This is a genomic window from Bacillota bacterium (assembly GCA_009711825.1).
In the GTDB taxonomy this organism is placed as follows: Bacteria; Bacillota; Proteinivoracia; order UBA4975; family VEMY01; genus VEMY01.
Map to the genome: position 1 here is coordinate 56,496 of VEMY01000005.1, position 20,552 is coordinate 77,047.

A 20,552-nucleotide genomic window follows, 5' to 3' on the forward strand; every position below is an offset into this window, starting at 1 on the left:
TCAAATAATTTCCATTGGAGGGGAGAATAGATGGCCACCAAACGGTATCTGCACGAATGGGAAAACCCCAATGTTTTTGCCGTGAACAAGCTTGCCGGCCGGACGCCGGCTATTGGCTACGATTCCCTACTGGAGCAACAAGCGGACAAGCAGTCCAACAAACTGAATCTGAACGGGGAATGGCATTTTAAGTGGCTGCGAGGGTTGAGTGGCTTCGATAAAGACCAAGCAGTCAATGAGGAGGCCTCCGGCTGGGACACAATTCAGGTCCCCGGGGTCTGGGAACTCCAGGGCTATGGTAAGCCCTATTACCTGGCCTTTGACTATCCACTGGCCCTGAGTAAATCTAAGCGTCGGATACCAGAGATTGACCCCACTCAAAACGAAGTCGGCATTTACACTAGGGAATTCACTGTGCCCGCCCACTGGCAGCAAAAGAAAGTCTATGTGTTCTTTGGCGCCGTTAAATCTGCGTTCCACCTTTATATAAACAAGCAACTGGTCGGCTACTCCCAGGGTTCGATGACCCCGGCCGAATTCGAAATTACTAAATACTTAGTTCCGGGCAAAACAGAATAACCGCCGTAGTTTATCGCTTCTCCGACGGCACCTATCTCGAGGACCAAGATATGTGGTTTTTCAGTGGAATCTATCGAGATGTTTACCTCCAAGCAGAGCCACAAACCGCTATCTTTGATTTTTTCGCCCGTGCTGGACTTGATGAAAAATATCGGGACGGGATAATTGATTTGCAGGTAGATATCGTGAACAGCTCTGGCCAGCCCGAAAAGTGGCAAGTAGACGTCATGCTGGGCCGCTGGCCGGACGCTGAGGTCAGGGTAATCAACAGTGAAAGTTTTGCTGCGCCTGCCGGGGAAACTACCCGGTTGCAAATGCAAATACCCGTACCCACCCCGGAGCAATGGACTGCCGAGACACCAAACCTCTATAACCTCATCCTCGTCCTCCGGGACCAAACAAGTAAAGAAGTGCATGTCAAGGCGACTCGCATCGGCTTCCGCACGGTGGAAATCCAGGAGGAACAAATCCTCGTCAACGGCGTGCCGATATTGTTTAAGGGAGTGAACCGCCACGACTTTGACCCCGACCACGGCTGGGCAGTGCCAAGAGAGCGTTACCGCCAGGACTTGCTGATCATGAAGCAAAACAATATCAATGCCATCCGCACCAGTCACTACCCTAACGCCCAGTTGCTCTATGAGCTCTGTGATGAACTGGGGCTCTATGTAATGGACGAAGCGGATCTGGAGACCCACGGCGTGCGCCGCAAAAATGTCCCGGGAAATAACCCCTTATGGACCGCCGCGGTTGTCGACCGGATGGAGCGCATGGTCAAAAGAGACCGCAACCACCCTTGCGTTGTCATGTGGTCCCTGGGCAATGAGGCAGGTTACGGCAGCAATTTCCGGCGCATGAAGGAAGCGGCCCTGCAGCTAGATGCCAGCCGCCCTTTCCACTACGAAGGGGATTACCATATGGATGTGAGCGATGTTCTTTCCCGCATGTATCCCTCCTGCGATTACCTGGAAAAACTGGGTCGCCACGAAAGGGTTAAAATCGAACCGGTGACTAAAATACTCAACCAATTTATCTCCGACGACAAACCGCTGCGCCCGGAACAATACACCGGTAAGCCGGTGGTAGTCTGCGAATATGCCCATGCCATGGAAAACAGCCTTGGCAACTTCTTTAAATACATCGATGTGTTTGAGAAATACCTCAATATGGCCGGTGGCTTTATCTGGGACTTTGTCGATCAGTCAGTCCGCAAAGACGGCAAGTGGTTGTACGGCGGTGATTTCGATGAGGAGAAATCCCACCGCTACTTCTGCGCCAACGGCATTGTCGCTGCCGATCGCAGTCCCCACCCCTCCCTCTATGAGGTAAAGAAGGGCTATCAGAACGTATCCTTTGCTGCCGTGGACATCAAGGAAGGAAAATTTACGGTACAAAACAAGTTTGCCTTCACCAACCTCAGTGAATTTACACTGTGTTGGCAGGTCAAAGTAGGCGCCGAAATCCTGGAGCAAGGTGAAGCGGCTTTACCTGCTGTCCCGCCGGGAGAGAGCACAGAGCTCACCCTGGACTTCTCTCAGCTCACCTTCCCCGGCACTTTGGAACATGTTATTACCCTCTCGGTCGTTACTGCCAGAGATTATCCCTGGGCCAGGGAAGGCGATGAAATCGCCTGGGATCAATTTACCATCGGCCAATATCTGCCGCTGCAGGCTGGCGAACCAGGTCCCAAACCGAAGGTTACCCGGGTGAACAGCCACATCTGTGTGCATCAGGGTAACAAACAGCGGATTGTCATCGACCTCAAAACCGCTGCGGTGCAGGAAATTGCCCTGGACGGCGATAATCAATTGGCCGGGCCACTTAAAGTCAACTTCTGGCGGGCCCTCACAGACAACGACAAGGGATATGCAAACTTTGTCCCGGGCCTGGAAAAGCTGCTGGCGGGCCGAACCTGGCGCCGTGCCACCGAGGACTACCGGGTGAAGAACTATGAAATCAGGGAGACCGAGTCTGCCATAGAAGTCAGTTTTACCCTGAGTCATCGGGCCTTTCGGGAGAACACTGTGCGCTATCTCATCCACGCTAATGGCCCGCTGGAGGTGCAAATGGATGTCGTGCCCCGAAAGGACATGTACCAGGTGGGCTTTTCTACCCGTCTCCCCCGGAGCAAGGAAAACTTCCGCTGGTACGGCCGCGGCCCCCATGAAAACTACCCGGACCGCAAATTTGGCGCCAAGCTGAATGTGTACAAGCTTACGGTCACAGAGCTCTATCACTTGTACATGCGCCCCCAGGAAAACGGCAACCGTACCGATGTGCGCTGGCTGCGGGTCAGCGACAACGCCGGCCGGGGGCTGAAGATTACCGACACCGGCGGACAGTATCTGAACTTCAGCGCCTGGCCCTTTAGCCAGGAGGCATTAGCTGCAGCCACCCACATCCACGAGCTACAGGTGGAAGACTTCATTACCTTGAACATCGACCTCCGCCAGTGCGGTGTCGGCGGCGATTCCCCCGGCATTGCTGCCCTGCACGATGAATTTAAGATAAAAAAGAACCAGAAGCACCGCCTCCGATTCACCATCACATCGATTTAACTGGCTCCGGCTACAGCCGGTGGCCTTTTTCTTTGGGCAGTAGCATAGGTCAATAGAGTCAGATAAAACACCGAAGAATAAAGCCAAGACACGCCCCCATGACTACACCCGACAAACGCTCGCTGCTAACTACACTCACTGTGCAATCAAAAGCCTTCCAGCGATTTGTAAGTGCAAAGTCGCCACAAGTAGCAGCCCCCACATGGAGAAATTAAAGAACGGGACAAAGTATGGCCCTAGATAAAAAATGTAGTTGCCGGGAAACAGTATACCGCCGACTATTAGCAGGCCGATTGTTACCAGCTTGCACTTGCCTCCAGCCATTGCTAACCAGAAGAAGGCGGAAATCAATAAGCCCCCGGTACCCCAACCGTCGATGCCATGTTGGTAACCGTCTTTAGCAGCAAGCACGGTCAGGGCAGCGAAAAGCACCGCCACTCCAAGGAACAACCAGCGTCTGCCGGACCAGGATATCGTATAGGACATAACTCCCAGGCTGAAGAGCAGCGTCGACCCATAGATAAGCGTGTCCCCCGTTGAATTCATCCCAAACCAATACGCGATGCTAACCAACCCAAACACCGCCAGGGTCCGCAGGCAGAGCTTGAAGAGCCGCGCCAGCCCTGCATGCACACTATTTTGGCGCAAAAACAACCATCCATGCAGAACTGTGCCTACGGCTAGCACAACCAGCAACAGGTGAAATCCCCATTCCATAAATACAACTCTGCTGTCTGGCGGCCCATGGCTCCCCCAGTTTACAGTGAGGAATAACGTGATACCGCGGATTTCCAGACCCGTCGCAATGGTGGCCAGTAGGGCAAAAAGATTCGCGCCTAATCTGTGGCCAGATTCCGTCCGCAGCAGGCTCAGCCCAAAACAGACAATTATGGAGGCTATTATCATGACAAAGAGCAAATCAAACTGATATCCATAAAAGAGATATTCCCGGCGTGCCAGGTCAAATACAGGTAAAGCCTGATAGTGGCCAACTCCCCGATAGGCACTGAGAAACGGCAAAAACAAGGCAACACCAGCAACCCCGGCTAGGACAATCGCCAACCATCGTAAAGGTCCGGAGTCTATTTGCTCAGCCTGCTCGGCCGTACGCATCCAGTTCATTATAAATCCCTCCTCTCTCCAAACAATTACTTCTCGCCGCTCACACTGCTTACGACCAACAGCCCGAAAAAGTTTCACCAATATAAAAACTCCCGCCGAGTGGCAGGAGTTTTTCTCTAGAGGAGATCCAGTTCAACTTCGTTGGCGCCCTGAGACTGATGGTGCAGGCCATGAAAGGCTGGCCCTTCAACAATATCTCCCTCCCAGGTGAAACGGGAGCCATGGCAGGGGCAATCCCAGGTCTTTTCGCCGCTGTTCCATTTCAATTCGCAGCCCATATGCGGGCAGGTGATGTCCACGGTATGGAGCTTACCCTGTTCATCCCGATAGGCGCCTAGGCGCTGACCGTCAATGATGACGATTTTGCCTTCGCCCCGCTTGACGTCAATGTCGCCCCCCGGGAAATTCAACTTGCCACCAATTAACTGTCCGGCAACGTTAATATTTGTCCTGGCCAGTTCACCAACAGATTTGAGATTAATTTTCCGCTGGGGACTGAACACGTCCTGCCAGGGACTGCTGCCGTTTACAATCGAGTCCTTGATTAGCAGCGCCGAGACAGTGCTGGTGGAGATACCCCATTTGCGAAAACCGGTGGCCACATATACTCCCGCACTACTGGAGCGCACTTGCCCGATGTAGGGGATGTTGTCGATGGTGGTGTAATCCTGGGTAGACCAGCGGTAGGGAATGTCCTGCACAGTGAAGGAGGCCTCGGCAAACTCTTGAAGCTTGCGGTAGTGATCCATCGTCGCCTCACCCTGGCGGGTCTTATGATGCTCCCCAGCCACCAAGATCATCTCTCCGTCTTTATAGCGCTGGCTGCGCAAGGAACGGCCCGGATTCTCTGCCGTCACATACATGCCTGGTGGCAATTTGTCCTCAGTCCTAACTCCCAGAACATAGGAACGATTGGGATACATGCGGGCGAAATAGATGCCGAGACCGTCATGGAAGGGAAAATGACTGGCCACAACAACTTCATCCGCAGTAACTGTATAGCCGTTCTTTGTCGTAATGGTATGGGGGGTATCCTCTTGAATATCCACGGCCCGGGTGTTTTCGAAAATTGCACAGCCTGAGCCAGGAATCATTTCTGCCAAAGCCAGAACATATTTACGGGGATGGAATTGGGCTTGATTATCAAAGCGCAGTGCGGCTTTAACATCAAAAGACAAATCCAGTTGCTTGACAAACTCAGCTTTAATCCCCAACTTGGTGGCCGCCCGCGCTTCCTTTTCGAGCTTTGGCACATATTTGTCCTGCTGGGTGTAAACATAGGCAGGCTGCCACTGAAAATCGCAGTCAATCTCCTGCTGCTCGATAATTTCTGCCATTGTCTGCACCGCGGTCTCATTGGCCTCTGCGTACTGACGGGCCATTTCTTCGCCAAATTCCGTCCAAATCTGATCATAAATCAAACTGTGCTGAGAAGTGATTTTGGCCGTCGAATGGCCGGTGGTCCCTTGACAGATCCGGTCTGCCTCCAACACCGCCACCTTTACCCCGGCCTGCTTCAACATCCAGGCGGTAGAAATCCCAGCCAATCCGCCGCCAATTACCGCAACATCCACATAGATATTATCATCAAGTGTTGGGTAATCGGTTGTGGGAGTAGAGGCCAACCAATAGGACTCCGGTAATCTGGTAAGTTCAGTACTCATATCAATCTCCTGCCATATTTTTTCTTAACTTCCCCTTCCCAGCAAAACCCTATGCGCACCAAATCAGGACGGTTCTCATTTGGCACTTCCTATATAATAAGGTAATCCCGGTGGAGAGAGACAGGATCTTGTACGCCAGGGGGTTTCATAGTTCCATTTATTCTGTCAGGCAATTTTACCATCTCTTAAACAAATGGTAATATCAGCTTCTTCGGCCAGCCCTTTGTCGTGAGTGACCAGGATAACCGTTTTACCGGCTTGTTTCAATTTGTGAAGCAGTCGGATAATTTGCTCGGCAGTGGCCGAATCCAGATTGCCTGTAGGCTCGTCAGCCAAAAGCACTTCCGGGTCATTGGCAAGTGCCCGCGAGATGGCCACCCGCTGGCACTCGCCTCCTGAGAGTTTGGCGGGACGGTGATTGGCCCGTTCTTTAGGAAACTCTGCTTGTTCCATGCAGGCTAGTGCCCGGTTTTTGATATCGGGATGCCGGGCTAGCTCCAGTGCCAACTCCACATTCTCCCGAGCAGTCAGCGTCGGTATTAGGTTGTAAGCCTGGAAGATAAACCCGATTTTTTTGCGCCTTATATTCAGCAGCTGCTGCTCGCCTAGTTTTCAATGGCTCTCCCATACCCATACCACCGAAACTTCCTGCAGGCCGCACCTCAAATTGAGTGCCCATTTCTGCAGCCATACTATCCAACTGGATTTCTAGGGCATTATTGAGACTCATACTCATGATAGCAAGAGCAAAAGCGACAGCGACCAAAAGGCTGATTAAAATGGCGCGGACGGGTCGTCGAACCAGATTACGCATAGCCCTGCGTATGTTAAGCATAGGATACCTCCCTTGTTATGTTCTTTTATGAGTTTATCCGTCGATTCTTAACTATTAGCAAACAAGCTATGAACTAGTTGTGAACAAAAACCCGGATGGCAACTTAGTTCAGGACGGTTCTCGAGGGCAACGCTTATTAATCTTCGACTGTGAAAAGCTAACAAAAAGTTGCGCATATCGCCCTGTCTTTCAGCTACAATACTTCCTCTCAATTTGAGTTTACTCGCTAGACCACACCAATTGAGGGGGAAATAAAAAACCGGGCTACACTTGCTCCCGGTTTAGATTCAAAAGCTTAGTTCAATTTTAAAGTCCACCGCTCGGGGTAGAAAAGGTTGACTGGAAAAATGAAGTCAGCCCAATTATAGAACTCTATTGCCAGTTGGTCAAAATCATAGTCTTCCATACTTGTAGAAGTTGAAAGACGATAACTCGCCTGAATCGCCACCGGCTCATTGGGATAAATACTTATCCTGCTATAATCCGGCTTATCAACGGCAATAATTTCGTCTACCTTGGCCCGCTCTCCATACGGTCCAATCACATCAGGGGCAAAATCCTGAATCCGTTTACTCTCAACCCGGTAGGTCCCAACATTGGTTACCTGCATGTCCACAACAATCCAACGGTTAGTGCCAAGGACTTCCAAGTAAGGTTCGTTCCTGGTTAACTTCTTCAACGTTCAGCACTTTGTACTCCCATTTCACATTGCGCAACTCATCAGGAACACTAAAAGCTTGATTCGTGCGAATAGTTTTGCCGGTGACGTTTGAATAAATTGTCGCGCCAAGGCCGACGACGAGCACTGCAATTGCAACAAGTACTATCATTTTTTTGTCTTTCATCAGGTCGTCTCTTCTCAAAGTTAGTATGTAGTACAATTTTAAAATAGCATGTACCCCTGTAATAGGCAATAAGAATTATCCCCATTTTGAGATGGAAAAACTTAACACATTGGATACAGTGTTAAAGGGGCTCAGACCATCGCAAAAAACTCACCGCAATAATAGCGATGAGTTCTTTTTTATCGTTGTTCGTTGGCTCGCTTCCGCTTGTTGCGGTCGAGGATTTTTTTCCTCAGGCGAATGGACTCTGGTGTAACCTCCACCAGTTCGTCTTCCTCGATAAACACCATCGCTTGCTCCAATGTCATTAGTTTGGGTGGAGTCAAGCGCATGGCGTCCTCGGCGCCGGCGGCCCGGAAATTGGTTAGATGTTTTTGCTTGCAAACATTTATCTCGATGTCCTCTTCTCTGGCACTCTCGCCCACAATCATTCCGGCGTAGACATGCTCAGTCGGGCGGATGAACAGAATACCCCTGGCCTCAAAGCTGTGGATTCCGTAAGTTGTTGCCGTACCGGTCTCAAAAGCAATCAACACGCCACGTCGTCGGCCGGGAATCTCCCCCTTCCAGGCACCATAATGATCAAAGAGATGATGCATAATCCCCTCGCCCCGGGTATCGGTCAGCATCTCTGAGCGGAACCCGATAAGGCCCCGGGCGGGAATTAAGAACTCTAGTTTGACATTGCTTTCCCCCACCGGCTGCATGTTCAACAGTTCCGCCCGCCGGGCTCCCAGATTCTCAATAACTCGTCCCGAAGATGCTTCTGGCAAATTGATAAACAACCTTTCATAGGGTTCGCAGAGTTCGCCGTTGATTTCTTTTAGCACCGGCTTTGGCTTTGATATCTGCAGTTCATAGCCTTCCCGACGCAGGTTCTCAATGAGAATTCCAAGATGCAGCTCACCACGACCGGAGACGGTAAACGCTTCAGCGGAATCTGTTTCTTCAACCTTGAGGCTGACATTGGTCTCCGCTTCCTTCCACAGACGAGTGCGCAATTGGCGCGAAGTCACGAACTTCCCTTCCCGACCGGCAAAGGGGCTGTCATTAACCATAAATGTCATAGTCAGGGTCGGCTCGTCGATATCGACTACGGGAATAGGCGCCGGATGTTCAGAATCACTGACAGTCTCGCCGATATTCACGTCCCCGAGGCCTGCCACAGCTACAATATCACCGGCGATAGCAACATCGGCATCCAATCGGCTTAGACCATCATATGTCCAGAGCTTGCCAATTTTGTGGAGCTCAATTTTTTCATCACGTTTACACAAAGCCACCTGCTGACCAGCTTTAAGGGTCCCGTGCTGAATACGACCAATGCCCACTTTACCCACATAATCATCATAATCCAAAGTATTGATCTGCAACTGGAGAATGCCATCGGGATCGGCAGTGGGCGCAGGAATCTCCTGAACTATCATGTCAAACAGCGGTTGGAGATCGCTCCCGGGACGCTCCACATCCAGTGTCGCCAGGCCATCCCGGGCCACCGTATACAGAACCGGAAAATCCAGCTGCCAGTCGGCGGCCTCCAGTTCCACGAACAAATCAAATACTTCATTCAGGACCTCATCGGGTCGGGCATCCGGCCGATCAATCTTGTTGATGGCGACAATTATACGCAGCTGCTTTTCCAAGGCCTTGCGCAATACAAACTTAGTCTGGGCCATCGGGCCTTCAAAAGCATCCACCAAAAGTAATGCGCCATCAACCATGTTTAACACCCGCTCCACTTCGCCGCCAAAATCAGCGTGGCCGGGAGTGTCCACGATATTAATCTTTGTATCCCCATAATGGACAGCTGTGTTCTTAGATAATATCGTGATGCCCCGTTCCCGTTCCAAATCGTTGGAATCCATTACCCGCTCTGCCACCCGTTCATTGGTTCGAAAAATTCCTGCCTGGCGCAAAAGTCCATCCACCAAAGTAGTCTTGCCATGGTCTACGTGGGCAATGATTGCTATGTTCCGTAAATTTTCCTGTGTCTTTACACTCACATACTTCACCTTCAAGTTTTTAGATTTTAGAAATAACATTCACTACTATACCCTATATTACTTAGGATGGGAAATCTTTTTGAGGTTCATCCATGAACGACACAAAACAACCGTTTGCAGGTCGGCAATAGCTTGCCGTTGAAATCTAAATGAATCTCACATCTAACACGCTGATTAAGCTTTGAAAAATGCAAAAAAAAGATAGTAAAACAGACTCCCAAAATCTGTTTGTTTACAATATAATCTAGGTACAGAAAGGAGGTGAATCGTATGCAAGACCTTCATTGTCACCTGGAAAACGGCCCGCTCAACATGCAATGGCTCCGCTATTACATTGACCAGGCAAAAGAAATTGGGCTCACTGAGTTAGGAATAAGCGAACATTCCCATCACTTTATCGAAATGAAGCCTTTGTACTACAACCGCCTGGATTTATCTGAATCAACAATCCTTGGTCAACGTCAGCGGAAGATGCTCAAAGGTTACTTTAAGAGTTCGTTGAGCCTCTATTATGACCTTCTAGCCAGGGCTAGAGTCAGTAGCACACTACTGAAACTGGGTTTGGAGCTGGACTGGTCGCCATGCGAACCAGAACTAATTCATGAATTGGTAGAACCTTGGCCTGTAGACTACATAATTGGATCAGTTCACTGGCTCGACGGCTGGTGCTATGATATCTGGCCCGATACCTGGAAAGGCAGAAATGTTCAAGTAGTTTGGGAAAAGTACATTGATTTATGTATCGAAGCAGTCGCGTCCGGCACATTCGATATCCTCGGACACGTTGATGCAATCAAGATATTCGGCCATTATCCAGCAAGATATCCGGAAGAAAAATGGGTGCAGCTAGCCAAAACACTGGCTTCTACAGGGGTAACCGCTGAAATAAACCCAAAACTTCATTACCGGGGCCATACACAGCATTTCTGTCCCGATCCCCAGCTTCTTAAAATTTTCTACGCACATGGTGTTGAGATATGTTTTGGCTCCGATGCCCACTTCCCTGAAGATGTTGGATTAATGCTGGGGGATGCCGTAGATTATGCAAAAGCCGCAGGTTATACCCATTATAACAGCTTCACCAAACGAAAAAAGCAAGCCCTCCCCCTGCCCTGATACCAATTCACCAATTCAGGACGGTTCTCGTTTGGCACTCCTAGTAACTCTATAAATGATGTCTCTGCTGATCCCTAAAACACTTGCCAATTCAATTGATGTGCATTTAATATCATCTTTTAAAGTCTTAATAAGTTTGTTCCGCGCGTTTATGTCTAAACAGGAAAAGCTGTGGAGTGTAAGGCTGTTATTGGTAAGAATTTCCCCTACCGCCTGCTTAAGCTGGGACCCGGTGACCCTAACATTATCATCCCATTCTATAAACTGATCTGTGTTGTTTTGAAGTGTATACTCAATTAACTGCTGTACTGCCTTACCTTGATTATCAGAAAAGTAATCAAGTAGCGGCACCGGATCAATAAGCTTACTGCAATTGTGCGTAATATATGATGCGTAGCTGCTCCAAGAGTACTGACTTGGGCAAGCGGTGATTCCCGCTTTTACTGGATTAGTATGGATATACCTTGCGCAACGAACAAACTGTGCTTCAGACTTGATTGCTTCACTTCTAAACCTATCCTGAAACACATGGCCAACCCTTTCATAGCGCAAATTATAGTATTTTGAATAGCTAACGCCGATACGTTTCATGGTTAACGATAGCGGTTCGTTCTCTTCTTTTAGCAGCAGATGCACGTGGTTATTCATTAGACAGTAAGCATACAATCGGTATTGCTGTTCTCGATTAAAACGTTCCAAAGTTTCTAGATACCTAACCATGTCTCTATCATCATGAAAGATTTTCATCCGGCCAATTCCACGTACCATCACATGATAAATACCGGTAGGGCTAAGTGCTCTGGCTCGCCGTGTCACAACGCTCCCCCCTAATTTCTAATTGCAACAAGAGGCCATACCAATCGAGAACCGTCCTCAACCTGCAGAACATTTGTTCTATTATGTATTATACAATAAAACTGCTCCCGGTCAAGGGAGCAGTTTTATTATGGCTATATGAACCCTTCTCGGTTTCAGGAAGGATTGCTATTCTTAACGCACTGGAGAAAAGATCACCGGGCTGACAGTTCAGCGCCCGGCAAATTCCCTCTAGGGTTGAAAAGCGTATAGCTCACCGTCCTCTATTGGCGCTGAGTTAGACATGCAAGTCTCGTTTATTGAAGATGACTATACCGGCGGTATAGAGAGTTAATGCGATTACTACAAAAGCAGCCATGCCAAGCCAGGCGAAGCTTTCGCCAGCTACTAGTTTGTTGGGGTCAAATAAAGCATACATGGAGAGATTGCCAACCCAACTAAAATCTTCACCTACACCACCCAACATCTGGAGCACGAGAAAGGCGATTGGCAATCCCATGCCCAAACCAAGGCTGGTTTTGCTCTCGTCTGCAATGCTGGAGGCAAAAAAACCAATACCGCCGATGGCGAAGTACATCAACAGTGCATAAAAATTAACCAGAATAAATTTGCCTACTTCAAGCTCACCTGGGAACATGCTTTGGGAAATTAAAATACCAAGAATTGTCGCGACAAAAAAGAAGGCTGTCGCGGAGGCCACACTAAACAGTGCCTGGGTGCGAGCAATCCGTATCCGTGAATTGGGCGTTGCCAGCAGGTAGGCCATACTGCCCTTATCCACATGACTGGCCATCAAGCGATGATTCACAACAATAGAGATCACCATTGGAAACAACAAGACCAAAAAACCGTACATATAGCCGTTAAGGAATGTTAACAAAGTTGTGCCCATAGTATCCATTCCTAGCGCTTTTACCATAGCCTCCGGCATCATGCTAAGCATGTCTTCCATTGCCTCAGCGCCCGCGGGATCAAACATAGAGACCATTATTGCAAAGTAAAACACGAAAATAACTGTCATGATAATCCAAATAACTCGGTTGGTTTTGATATTTGCTTTAAACAGAGTCCAGGACATCTAGCTCGCCTCCTTGCCGTAGTAGCGAATAAAAATTTGCTCAAGGGTTTGGGCAGCTGCGTCCAAACTTGTGACCTTGCAGGCAGCCAGGGTCGAAAGCATCTCGCTGTAGTCATCGCTGACAAAAATCTCTACCCGGTTGTCGTCTACCAATCTGAACTCTAGGCCACTAGCTTCAATCCTCTTAATATCAGTTTTATCTGCTACGGTAACCAGGTAGCTTTTACGCAGCGTGGACTTAAGTGTAGGGATGTCTTCAACTGCGACAATCCTGCCTTCCCAGATAATTGCTGCTCGGGAACAGGTGCGGTCCACCTCGTCAAACATATGCGAGGACATGAGAATTGTCTTGCCCCGCCGCTTCTCCTCGATAATCAGTTCGATAAATCGCTTTTGCATTAGGGGATCGAGGCCACTGGTCGGTTCGTCTAAAACTATAACACGAGGGTCGTGCATAAACGCTGCAATCAAGCCAACCTTCTGTTTCATTCCTTTGGACATTTTGCGAATCTTGCGGTCGGTCTCCAATTCAAACCGCTCAATCAACTTATTGCGCAACTTAACGTCCTTTGTGCCTCGCATGTCGGCCATGAATTTCAGAAACTGTATCCCGGTCATGTTCTCGAAAAAAGCAATTTCGCCAGGAACATAACCTAAGATCTTTTGAATTTTTGCCGCATCACGACGACAATCCATATCATTAATACTACAGCTACCCTTACTGGCGTTAGTAAACCCCAGCAAAGCGCGAATGGTCGTGGTTTTTCCGGCGCCGTTGGGACCCAAAAAGCCGAAGACCTCGCCTTCTGCCACATTAAAACTAACATCAAAAACGCCCTTACCATTGGAGTAGACCTTGCTCAGGTCACGCAGTTCAATCATCCAGATTCCCTCCCTTTTATAACTTTCCAGACACAAACATACTCGTTAGTTCAGCGTTTAGCTCACCTCTTTGAAATTTATGAAATATTAATGTTAATATAGTTTATAATATACCCGAATCGGATTTGAGTCAATAGTTTTTGAAATAATTTTGTTGATATAGTTCATAAATATGGTATGATAAAAACGAGGTGAACACTAATGGATGGATTTGAACGCCGCAAAGAGCAGAAGAAAAGAAACATTCGTAAGGCTGCTTTCGACCTGTTTTCCCAGTATGGAGTGCAAAGAGTCTCCATTTCTGAGATTGCAAAAAAGGCGAATGTCTCGCAGGTGACAATTTACAATTATTTTGGCAACAAAAGTGAGTTGGTTAAATACGTTGTCAAAGAATATATGAATGATATAGCCAAAGACTTTGAGCCTTTTCTCAACAGTGACCTTCCGTTCCCAGAAAAACTGGAAAAGATAATCTTCAACAAGAAAACGGCCGGTCAACTGATGGGGGACAAAGGATTTTTTGAAGTTGTTTCTGTTCAGGAACCGGATATACAAGAATATCTTGAGGAATATGCCAGAACCAAGGCGCTGCCCATGATGTTGGAGTTGGTTGAACAGGGCCGCAAGGAAGGTTATGTGAATCCGGATATATCTACTGACGCGATTCTGTATTACATCCAGATGTTTCGGGATGCAACCAGCAATCCTGACCTATTCCGGGATGAAAACCAAAAAATGCTTCTCGATCTCGCTTCCTTGTTTGCCTATGGCTTAATTGGAAAGCCCCTGGAGCGGAAATAAATACTAATTGAGAACCGTCCTGAAATGGTGGGACGACACTAATTGAGAACCGTCCTGAAATGGTGGGACGACAAAACAAAAACTGCCCCCCTGGTCACGGGAGCAGTTTTTTGTTATGAGAAATGCCAATCGAGAACCGTCCTGAATTAGCGTGAATCAACTGCGTGTTTCAGCTGGACTAGTGCTTTCTTCAGTACTGAGCGGGGGCAGGCGATGTTGAGCCGCACGTAACCGGCCCCTTCCTCGCCAAAAGTATAGCCTTGGTTTAGCCAGAGCCGCGCTTTTTCCAACAAGAAATTTTCCAGTTCTTCTGGTGCAAGCCCCAGCCCGGCACAGTCAATCCAGAGCAAGTAAAGGCCTTCGGGCTTAATCACTTTAAGCTGCGGCAAGTGTTCGGCGATGAACTCCATTGCGAAGTCTGCGTTTACTTCGACATAGGCAATTACATTATCCAACCACTGGCTGCCGTGGGTATATGCCGCCTCACAGGCAACCATGCCAAAAGTGTTGAGTAGACCCAGTCCGGCTACAGCGTAAGCTTGGCTGAACTGCTCGCGCAAATCAGGGTCAGGTATGATTATGTTCGAGGCCTGGAGACCAGCAACATTAAATGTTTTGCTGGGAGCGGTACAAACCAGCGTATTCTTGCCAAACTCCTTTTTAACCAATGGCAGGGGTAGATGCTTAGACCCTGGGAAAACAAAGTCTTGATGTATTTCATCGGAAACAACAATTACATTGTGTTTAAGGCAGATGTCTCCTAATGTTTCTAATTCTTTCCGACTCCACACCCGGCCCACCGGGTTATGGGGACTGCAGAACAAAAAGAGCTTGACCTTGTTAGCAACAATCTTCGCTTCAAAATCATCAAAATCGATATAATAGCGACCATCCTTAATTATCAACGGGTTATTGACCAATTTCCGGTTGTTGTTAACGACCGAATTGGTAAAGGGCGGATAAACAGGATTTTGAATTAGTACCCCATCGCCCTCTTTGGTATAGGCCTGGATCGCGAAATTAAGAGCCGGTACAACCCCAGGCGCTGAGACAATCCACTCCGGCTCAATCTGCCAATTATGTCGATCCAGCATCCAATTGACAACACTGGCATGGAACTCCGACGAGGGTACCGAGTAACCGAATATTCCATGCTTGGCTCTTTCAATTAGAGCCTCTGTAACAGCTTCGGGCGCTGGAAAATCCATATCGGCAACCCAAAGTGGAAGCGCATCTTCCGGAATTCCCTTTTCTGCATGCAGATCCCACTTTGCACAACATGTTCCACGACGATTAATTACAGTATCAAATTCTGTCAATCTTCTCCCTCCCATACCCAGTTTAGCACCAGTCCTTATTATGGACAAGCTGACTCTTTAGCACGGCAAAATTACGCTCGATATGCCAATCCAGGACTCAAGGGCAAAATTACGCTCGATGCCAATCCAGGACGGTTCTCAAGTGGCATTCTCAAACTCTCCGAAACAAATCAAGAACCGTACTGAATTGGTGCAAATTAAGAACCGTCCTGAATTGGTGAAGCGCCGGCCTGACGTTGAACAAGTTCATGCCAGTTCACGGCTTGGCCCGCCTTTAACCGGGCCCGTCCTCGCTCAAAGGCTGCCGCCAGCAAATCCTGGTAGCGCTGCCATACATCTGGATCCAGACTGGTCAAATCGCCGGCATGACCGAGCACAAAGGCCCGGCTGTCGGGTAAATCCAGGTCGCAGACAATAACACCGTCACTTTGCACATAAAAGTAGTCGTCATTGAACCCAATAATTTTGTCCCGTGCGGTCTCGAACCGCTCCAGCTCATCTGGTCCATACACCGACTGGGTGACAAACTTAGTGTAGCCCCGGCCGTTCAAGACTGAAAGCTTATAGGCAAACTGCGCCAGCTCGTCACTAGACAAAAGCAAATGCTCAATCGCCTCTGCCCGGCCGATGGGTTGTATCGGACTTAAGGTGCAAGTGGCAATGCCGTGCAGCGAGCAGAAATCCGCCACCCAGTCTAGCTGGGGCAAACTATCCTTGTGCACCACCTGAACTGGCTGCACCGTAATCCCGGCAGCAATCAGCTGTTCAATTCCGGCCACCGCCTGCTCAAACTTGTCCACACCCCGAAAAGCATAATAGTTCTCCCGGGGACCGTCTAGGCTGACCAGCACATAGGTGTCCGTCTCGGCCAGCAGCTGCACAGTTTCCCGGTAAAATTGAGGGCATTGGTGACAATGCTGGTGGCAAGACCCAAACCCCGGGCCTCGGCAAGCAGACGGGCGAAGCCGGGATGCAAGAGCGGCTCGCCACCGTGGAAGCAGACGTCTTTGCCCTGATTTTCGGCAAAACGACGCAAAACACCAGACCAAAAGGATGTGTCCAAATCCCGGGCGGTACCCGGCTCACTGTTCATATAGCAGTGACGGCACTGACAATCACAATTATTTGTAAGCACTATGCTTAAACTGTCTCGTATTCTTTTCAATTAAAACACTCCGGTAAAATGATATTATTTTACCGGTGCAGACGTATTCTGATTATCATGTTACTAAAGCGCATGGAAATCACCTCCAATAATACCTCGAGACATTACAGGGTAAGACTAGCGCATTAAACTTAGTCTATACTTTGGGGGAATTTCCCGCAGAAAGGCGACCCGTTTTTTCATGGGCGGCCTTAATGTGTTAGTCCTCGTTCCCGATTTCTTCCCCAGCGCCACGGCTGTCCGGATTATCTTACCGACTTTACCGGCTAACGGTGGCATAACTTCAAATGGGAGCACTATTTACGCTGCTCATTTTCGATGAAGTCTTCTTTGGTAAGACCGTAGAGGATGCCATCTTGATAGCGCCCATCGGTATAGTGAATCTGACGCCGGACGCCCTCCTGCTTACAACCGAGCTTTTGTAGCATCGTTGCCGAAGCAATGTTCCCTTCCAACACATAACCGTTATACTTGTTCAGGCGCCGCTCGAAAAAAGCATAACGCAATAATATCCTCATGGCAGCGGTGCCATAGCCCTGGCCTCGGTATTGGCCGCTGATTTGCATTCCAATGCTGAAAGTCCCGTTGCGCTCGTCAATTGAGTTGAGGTTTAGGGCACCGACAAACTTGCCGTCCGTCCTTCGTTCGATAGAGAACATCAGACGGCTTTCATATGAGCCAAAATTGGCAAACTGCTCGAAGTCGGTTTGGGCTTTTTTTTCTGAGGGAGGCAGTTCAATTTCACATTGCAGCAGTCTTCTGGCTGCGCTGTCAAAATAGTCGGCAAAACTTTCCTCCCAGTCTTCTGGTCGCATGGCCCGCAGGCGCACCAGATCATCCTGCCAAAAGTAAGTATCATAGTTTATTTGGTTCATTGTTTCACTTCCCTCTACTTTATAAAATGGAGTAGCTTATGCCCCTGACTATGCCAATTATAGCCAAACAGGCCTGCCCCGGCAATAACAATTTAGCGTCGTCGCCGCAGGGAAGATTTCTTGCCTTGGAATGGGCGTTTTCTCCCTCTGTTTTTTCCGCTGGCAAACTTATTACCCAAGGGGCGAGCTTCTTTCCGGGGTCTGATTAGACATTTCTTGTCAAAACCAATCAGGTCTTTCCGGCCCGCCTTGACCAGGGCCTGGTGCACCAAGTCATAATTTTTCGGATTGCGATATTGGATAAGCGCCCGTTGCATCGCCTTCTCCCTGGGAGAACGGGGAACATAAACAGGTTTCATCGTCCGGGGGTCGAGGCCGGTGTAATACATGCAGGTGGACATGGTGCCGGGAGTGGGGTAAAAATCCTGAACCTGTTCGGGCATATAGCCCAAATCCCGGAGATATTCTGCCAGCTCAATGGCGTCATTCAAGGTCGACCCGGGATGACTGGACATCAAGTAGGGGACGAGAAATTGATTGCGACCCAGCTCTTTGTTGATTTTATGGTATTTGGCCACAAATCGCTGATACACTTCTTTGCGGGGTTTCCCCATCATTTCTAAAACTCCGGCGGAAATATGCTCTGGCGCCACCTTCAGCTGGCCACTGATATGATGCTCGCATAGCTCCCGGACAAACTCATCATCCTGATCTTGGATTAGGTAATCATAACGCAGACCAGAGCGCACAAAGACCTTCTTCACATTGGGCAATTGCCTGAGTTCCCGCAGTAATTCCAAATAATCTTGATGGTCAACTTTTAGCTGTTTGCAGGGAACAGGAAACAGGCATTGCTTGTCAATGCACGCGCCATGTTTCTCCTGTTTGTCGCAGGCAGCGTGCCGAAAATTGGCCGTCGGGCCGCCCACATCATGGATATACCCCTTAAAGTCAGGCTCCCAGACAAATTTCTCAGCCTCGGAAATAATTGAGCGGTGACTGCGAGCCTGCACCACCCGTCCCTGGTGAAAATTGAGGGCACAAAAATTGCAGCTTCCGAAACAGCCCCGATTGCTAATCAGGCTGAATTTAACCTCTTTGATAGCTGGCACTCCCCCTGCCTGCTCATAATCGGGGTGATAGTCCCGCATGAAGGGCAGAGAATATACATTGTCCAGCTCCGATTGAGTCATCGGCTCCCGGGGCGGATTCTGCACTACATACCAACCCCGATATGCTTCCATGAGCGGCCGGGCAGTGATTGCGTCCATATTTTTATACTGCTTCATGAAACTTTCCGCATAAACCCGCTTCGACTCAAGAATCTCATCATAGTGGGGTAATACCAGGGGCTCATGCGGTCTGTTTTTGTCCTTGGTCTTGTAGACAGTGCCGCGGATGAACGTGATTTCTTCAACGGGCAGTCCGCTCTCTAGTGCCTCGGCCACTTCGACAATCTGAAGCTCCCCCATGCCATAAACAAGCAAATCTGCTTTGGCATCCAGGAGGATTGAGCGCCGCACCTTGTTCGACCAATAATCGTAATGGGCAAAGCGCCGCAAACTGGCCTCGATTCCGCCAAGGATTATCGGCACGTCATTATAAGCCTCCCGGGCCCGGTGGGAGTAGACTATTGTCGCCCGGTCGGGACGCAAGCCACCCTCCCCCCCAGGGGAATAGAGGTCATCAGAACGACGCTTGCGGGCAACGGTGTAATGATTGACCATGGAATCGATGTTGCCGGCAGTGATTAAGAAACCCAGCCGCGGTTTGCCCAGGCGCTTGAAATCCTCTGAATTAGTCCAGGCGGGTTGGGCTATAACGCCCACCTTATAGCCCCGGCTTTCCAAGACCCGACCGATAACAGCCGCGCCAAAGGAGGGATGGTCCACGTAGGCATCCCCGGAAACCAAGACAAAGTCCAGGTAATCCCAACCCCGCTTTTGCATATCTGTTCTGCTGATGGGCAGAAAATTATTCATAGTTTCACCTTTTTCTGCTTCTATTGTGCGGACAGTTCCCATAAGTAAAGGGACGCCACCGAACCGTAGGGAGAGTAACGGGCCCGGTAGTGCTCGAATTCATCCCGGGACAATTGCGTAAGCCCGTATAAGTTCATCATTCCCCGGCGGATGGCCAAGTCGTTAAAACTGACGATGTTAGGTCGGGCCAGTGAGAAGATGAGGAGCATCTCAACAGTCCACACGCCAACCCCTCGAAGCGCAGATAGTGAGCGAATTATCTCCGCATCGGACAATTTATCGAGACCGGCGAAATCTATTCTCCCGGAATTGGCTGCTTCGGCGATACCCCGAATATATCCGGCTTTGCGTGCTGACATTCCACATTGCTGTATTGCCTCCTCATCTGCTGCCAGGATATTTTGCGGATAGACAGGTCCAACCAGACCCTGGAGACGGTTCCAGACCGTTTGCGCGGCCTTCTTGGATATCTGCTGACTGACGATGCTGGAAATAAGTGCCTCAAACGGGTCAGGAGTAATCTCCCGTTCAATCATACCGATATGCTCAATAGCACATGCAAGCTTTTCATCCTTTTGTTTTAAATATTTTATTTCAGTTTCTCCATAAGGAAAATGACGCATAGGCTCCTCCCATTATTTACGCAAATATCTTAAGCTGGTTTCAGTTTAGCAAAACCTGTGCTCCCTGTCCAAAGTGGCAAGAATTGTTTATACGCACTCACCCATTGTTTCAAAGGTTATACCGTGGTATACTTGTCACTGATTTCGAGAGGGTGGTACTTATAAATGGATTCCACTGCAGATATGGTCGTAATGACCACCAATTAGTTTAATTAGCATCTACCCATGGCCATTATTAGGCTAGTATCCCCATTGGAGGGTATGGCTGGGGACTTATCCCTCAGTAGCC

The 20,552-nt window shown here is 49.1% G+C and carries 19 protein-coding genes and 1 pseudogene; 4 read left to right on the forward strand and 16 right to left on the reverse strand.

Going from position 1 to position 20,552, the window contains the following annotated elements; all coding sequences use genetic code 11:
- Positions 1–30 precede the first annotated feature (30 nt).
- Both FH749_02900 and FH749_02905 read left to right on the forward strand, forming a co-directional pair.
- A complete protein-coding gene (locus tag FH749_02900; protein MTI94425.1) occupies positions 31–579 on the forward strand; it encodes a hypothetical protein in 549 nt (182 codons plus the stop codon).
- Between the two features lie 50 nt (positions 580–629).
- A complete protein-coding gene (locus FH749_02905) occupies positions 630–3,137 on the forward strand; it encodes a DUF4981 domain-containing protein (protein MTI94426.1) in 2,508 nt (835 codons plus the stop codon).
- 135 nt (positions 3,138–3,272) lie between these two features.
- Here FH749_02905 and FH749_02910 read toward each other — a convergent pair whose 3' ends face one another.
- The 6 genes from FH749_02910 to typA form a co-directional block, all read right to left on the reverse strand.
- Positions 3,273–4,259 (reverse strand): hypothetical protein, encoded by a 987-nt coding sequence (locus FH749_02910; protein ID MTI94427.1) that lies wholly within the window; start codon positions 4,257–4,259, stop codon positions 3,273–3,275.
- Between the two features lie 116 nt (positions 4,260–4,375).
- Positions 4,376–5,923 carry an FAD-dependent oxidoreductase gene (locus FH749_02915; GenBank protein MTI94428.1) on the reverse strand — a complete coding sequence of 516 codons (1,548 nt, stop codon included), beginning with the start codon at positions 5,921–5,923 and terminating at the stop codon, positions 4,376–4,378.
- A 165-nt stretch (positions 5,924–6,088) separates the two neighbouring features.
- Positions 6,089–6,517 carry an ATP-binding cassette domain-containing protein gene (locus FH749_02920; GenBank protein ID MTI94429.1) on the reverse strand — a complete coding sequence of 143 codons (429 nt, stop codon included), beginning with the start codon at positions 6,515–6,517 and terminating at the stop codon, positions 6,089–6,091.
- A 536-nt stretch (positions 6,518–7,053) separates the two neighbouring features.
- The gene (locus FH749_02925; protein ID MTI94430.1) at positions 7,054–7,407 is read right to left on the reverse strand and encodes a hypothetical protein; all 354 of its coding nucleotides are present in this window, start codon (positions 7,405–7,407) and stop codon (positions 7,054–7,056) included.
- Complete coding sequence (locus tag FH749_02930) at positions 7,388–7,603, reverse strand: hypothetical protein (GenBank protein MTI94431.1); 216 nt, start codon at positions 7,601–7,603, stop codon at positions 7,388–7,390. The genes FH749_02925 and FH749_02930 overlap by 20 nt, the downstream gene beginning before the upstream one ends.
- Positions 7,604–7,782: 179 nt before the next feature.
- Entirely contained in the window at positions 7,783–9,645 is a 1,863-nt protein-coding gene (typA, locus tag FH749_02935; GenBank protein MTI94432.1) for a translational GTPase TypA, read from the reverse strand.
- Positions 9,646–9,876: 231 nt separating this feature from the next.
- On the opposite strand from typA, the gene FH749_02940 reads away from it, so the two are divergent.
- Entirely contained in the window at positions 9,877–10,722 is an 846-nt protein-coding gene (locus FH749_02940) for a hypothetical protein (GenBank protein ID MTI94433.1), read from the forward strand.
- A gap of 15 nt (positions 10,723–10,737) precedes the next feature.
- Here the strand turns inward: FH749_02940 and FH749_02945 are convergent, their stop codons facing one another.
- The 4 genes and pseudogenes from FH749_02945 to FH749_02960 all read right to left on the reverse strand — a co-directional run bounded on the left by FH749_02945 (position 10,738) and on the right by FH749_02960 (position 13,498).
- The gene (locus tag FH749_02945) at positions 10,738–11,538 is read right to left on the reverse strand and encodes a transposase (GenBank protein ID MTI94434.1); all 801 of its coding nucleotides are present in this window, start codon (positions 11,536–11,538) and stop codon (positions 10,738–10,740) included.
- Positions 11,539–11,728: 190 nt separating this feature from the next.
- Positions 11,729–11,806 (reverse strand): annotated as a pseudogene (locus tag FH749_02950) (transcriptional regulator).
- Between the two features lie 9 nt (positions 11,807–11,815).
- A complete protein-coding gene (locus FH749_02955; GenBank protein ID MTI94435.1) occupies positions 11,816–12,616 on the reverse strand; it encodes an ABC transporter permease in 801 nt (266 codons plus the stop codon).
- Entirely contained in the window at positions 12,617–13,498 is an 882-nt protein-coding gene (locus tag FH749_02960; GenBank protein MTI94436.1) for an ABC transporter ATP-binding protein, read from the reverse strand.
- 201 nt (positions 13,499–13,699) lie between these two features.
- Here FH749_02960 and FH749_02965 point away from each other — a divergent pair, with 201 nt between their 5' ends.
- The gene (locus FH749_02965; GenBank protein ID MTI94437.1) at positions 13,700–14,299 is read left to right on the forward strand and encodes a TetR/AcrR family transcriptional regulator; all 600 of its coding nucleotides are present in this window, start codon (positions 13,700–13,702) and stop codon (positions 14,297–14,299) included.
- Between the two features lie 146 nt (positions 14,300–14,445).
- Here FH749_02965 and FH749_02970 read toward each other — a convergent pair whose 3' ends face one another.
- The 6 genes from FH749_02970 to FH749_02995 all read right to left on the reverse strand — a co-directional run bounded on the left by FH749_02970 (position 14,446) and on the right by FH749_02995 (position 20,263).
- Complete coding sequence (locus tag FH749_02970) at positions 14,446–15,633, reverse strand: pyridoxal phosphate-dependent aminotransferase (GenBank protein ID MTI94438.1); 1,188 nt, start codon at positions 15,631–15,633, stop codon at positions 14,446–14,448.
- A 182-nt stretch (positions 15,634–15,815) separates the two neighbouring features.
- Positions 15,816–16,499 carry a radical SAM protein gene (locus FH749_02975; protein MTI94439.1) on the reverse strand — a complete coding sequence of 228 codons (684 nt, stop codon included), beginning with the start codon at positions 16,497–16,499 and terminating at the stop codon, positions 15,816–15,818.
- Positions 16,454–16,783, reverse strand: a complete 330-nt coding sequence (locus tag FH749_02980; GenBank protein ID MTI94440.1) for a radical SAM protein — start codon at positions 16,781–16,783, stop codon at positions 16,454–16,456. The genes FH749_02975 and FH749_02980 overlap by 46 nt, the downstream gene beginning before the upstream one ends.
- Before the next feature lie 296 nt (positions 16,784–17,079).
- The gene (locus tag FH749_02985) at positions 17,080–17,658 is read right to left on the reverse strand and encodes a GNAT family N-acetyltransferase (protein ID MTI94441.1); all 579 of its coding nucleotides are present in this window, start codon (positions 17,656–17,658) and stop codon (positions 17,080–17,082) included.
- Positions 17,659–17,750: 92 nt separating this feature from the next.
- On the reverse strand, positions 17,751–19,640 hold the full coding sequence (locus tag FH749_02990) for a YgiQ family radical SAM protein (GenBank protein MTI94442.1): 1,890 nt from the start codon (positions 19,638–19,640) through the stop codon (positions 17,751–17,753).
- 20 nt (positions 19,641–19,660) lie between these two features.
- Positions 19,661–20,263 carry a DNA-3-methyladenine glycosylase 2 family protein gene (locus FH749_02995; GenBank protein MTI94443.1) on the reverse strand — a complete coding sequence of 201 codons (603 nt, stop codon included), beginning with the start codon at positions 20,261–20,263 and terminating at the stop codon, positions 19,661–19,663.
- Positions 20,264–20,552: the final 289 nt, after the last annotated feature.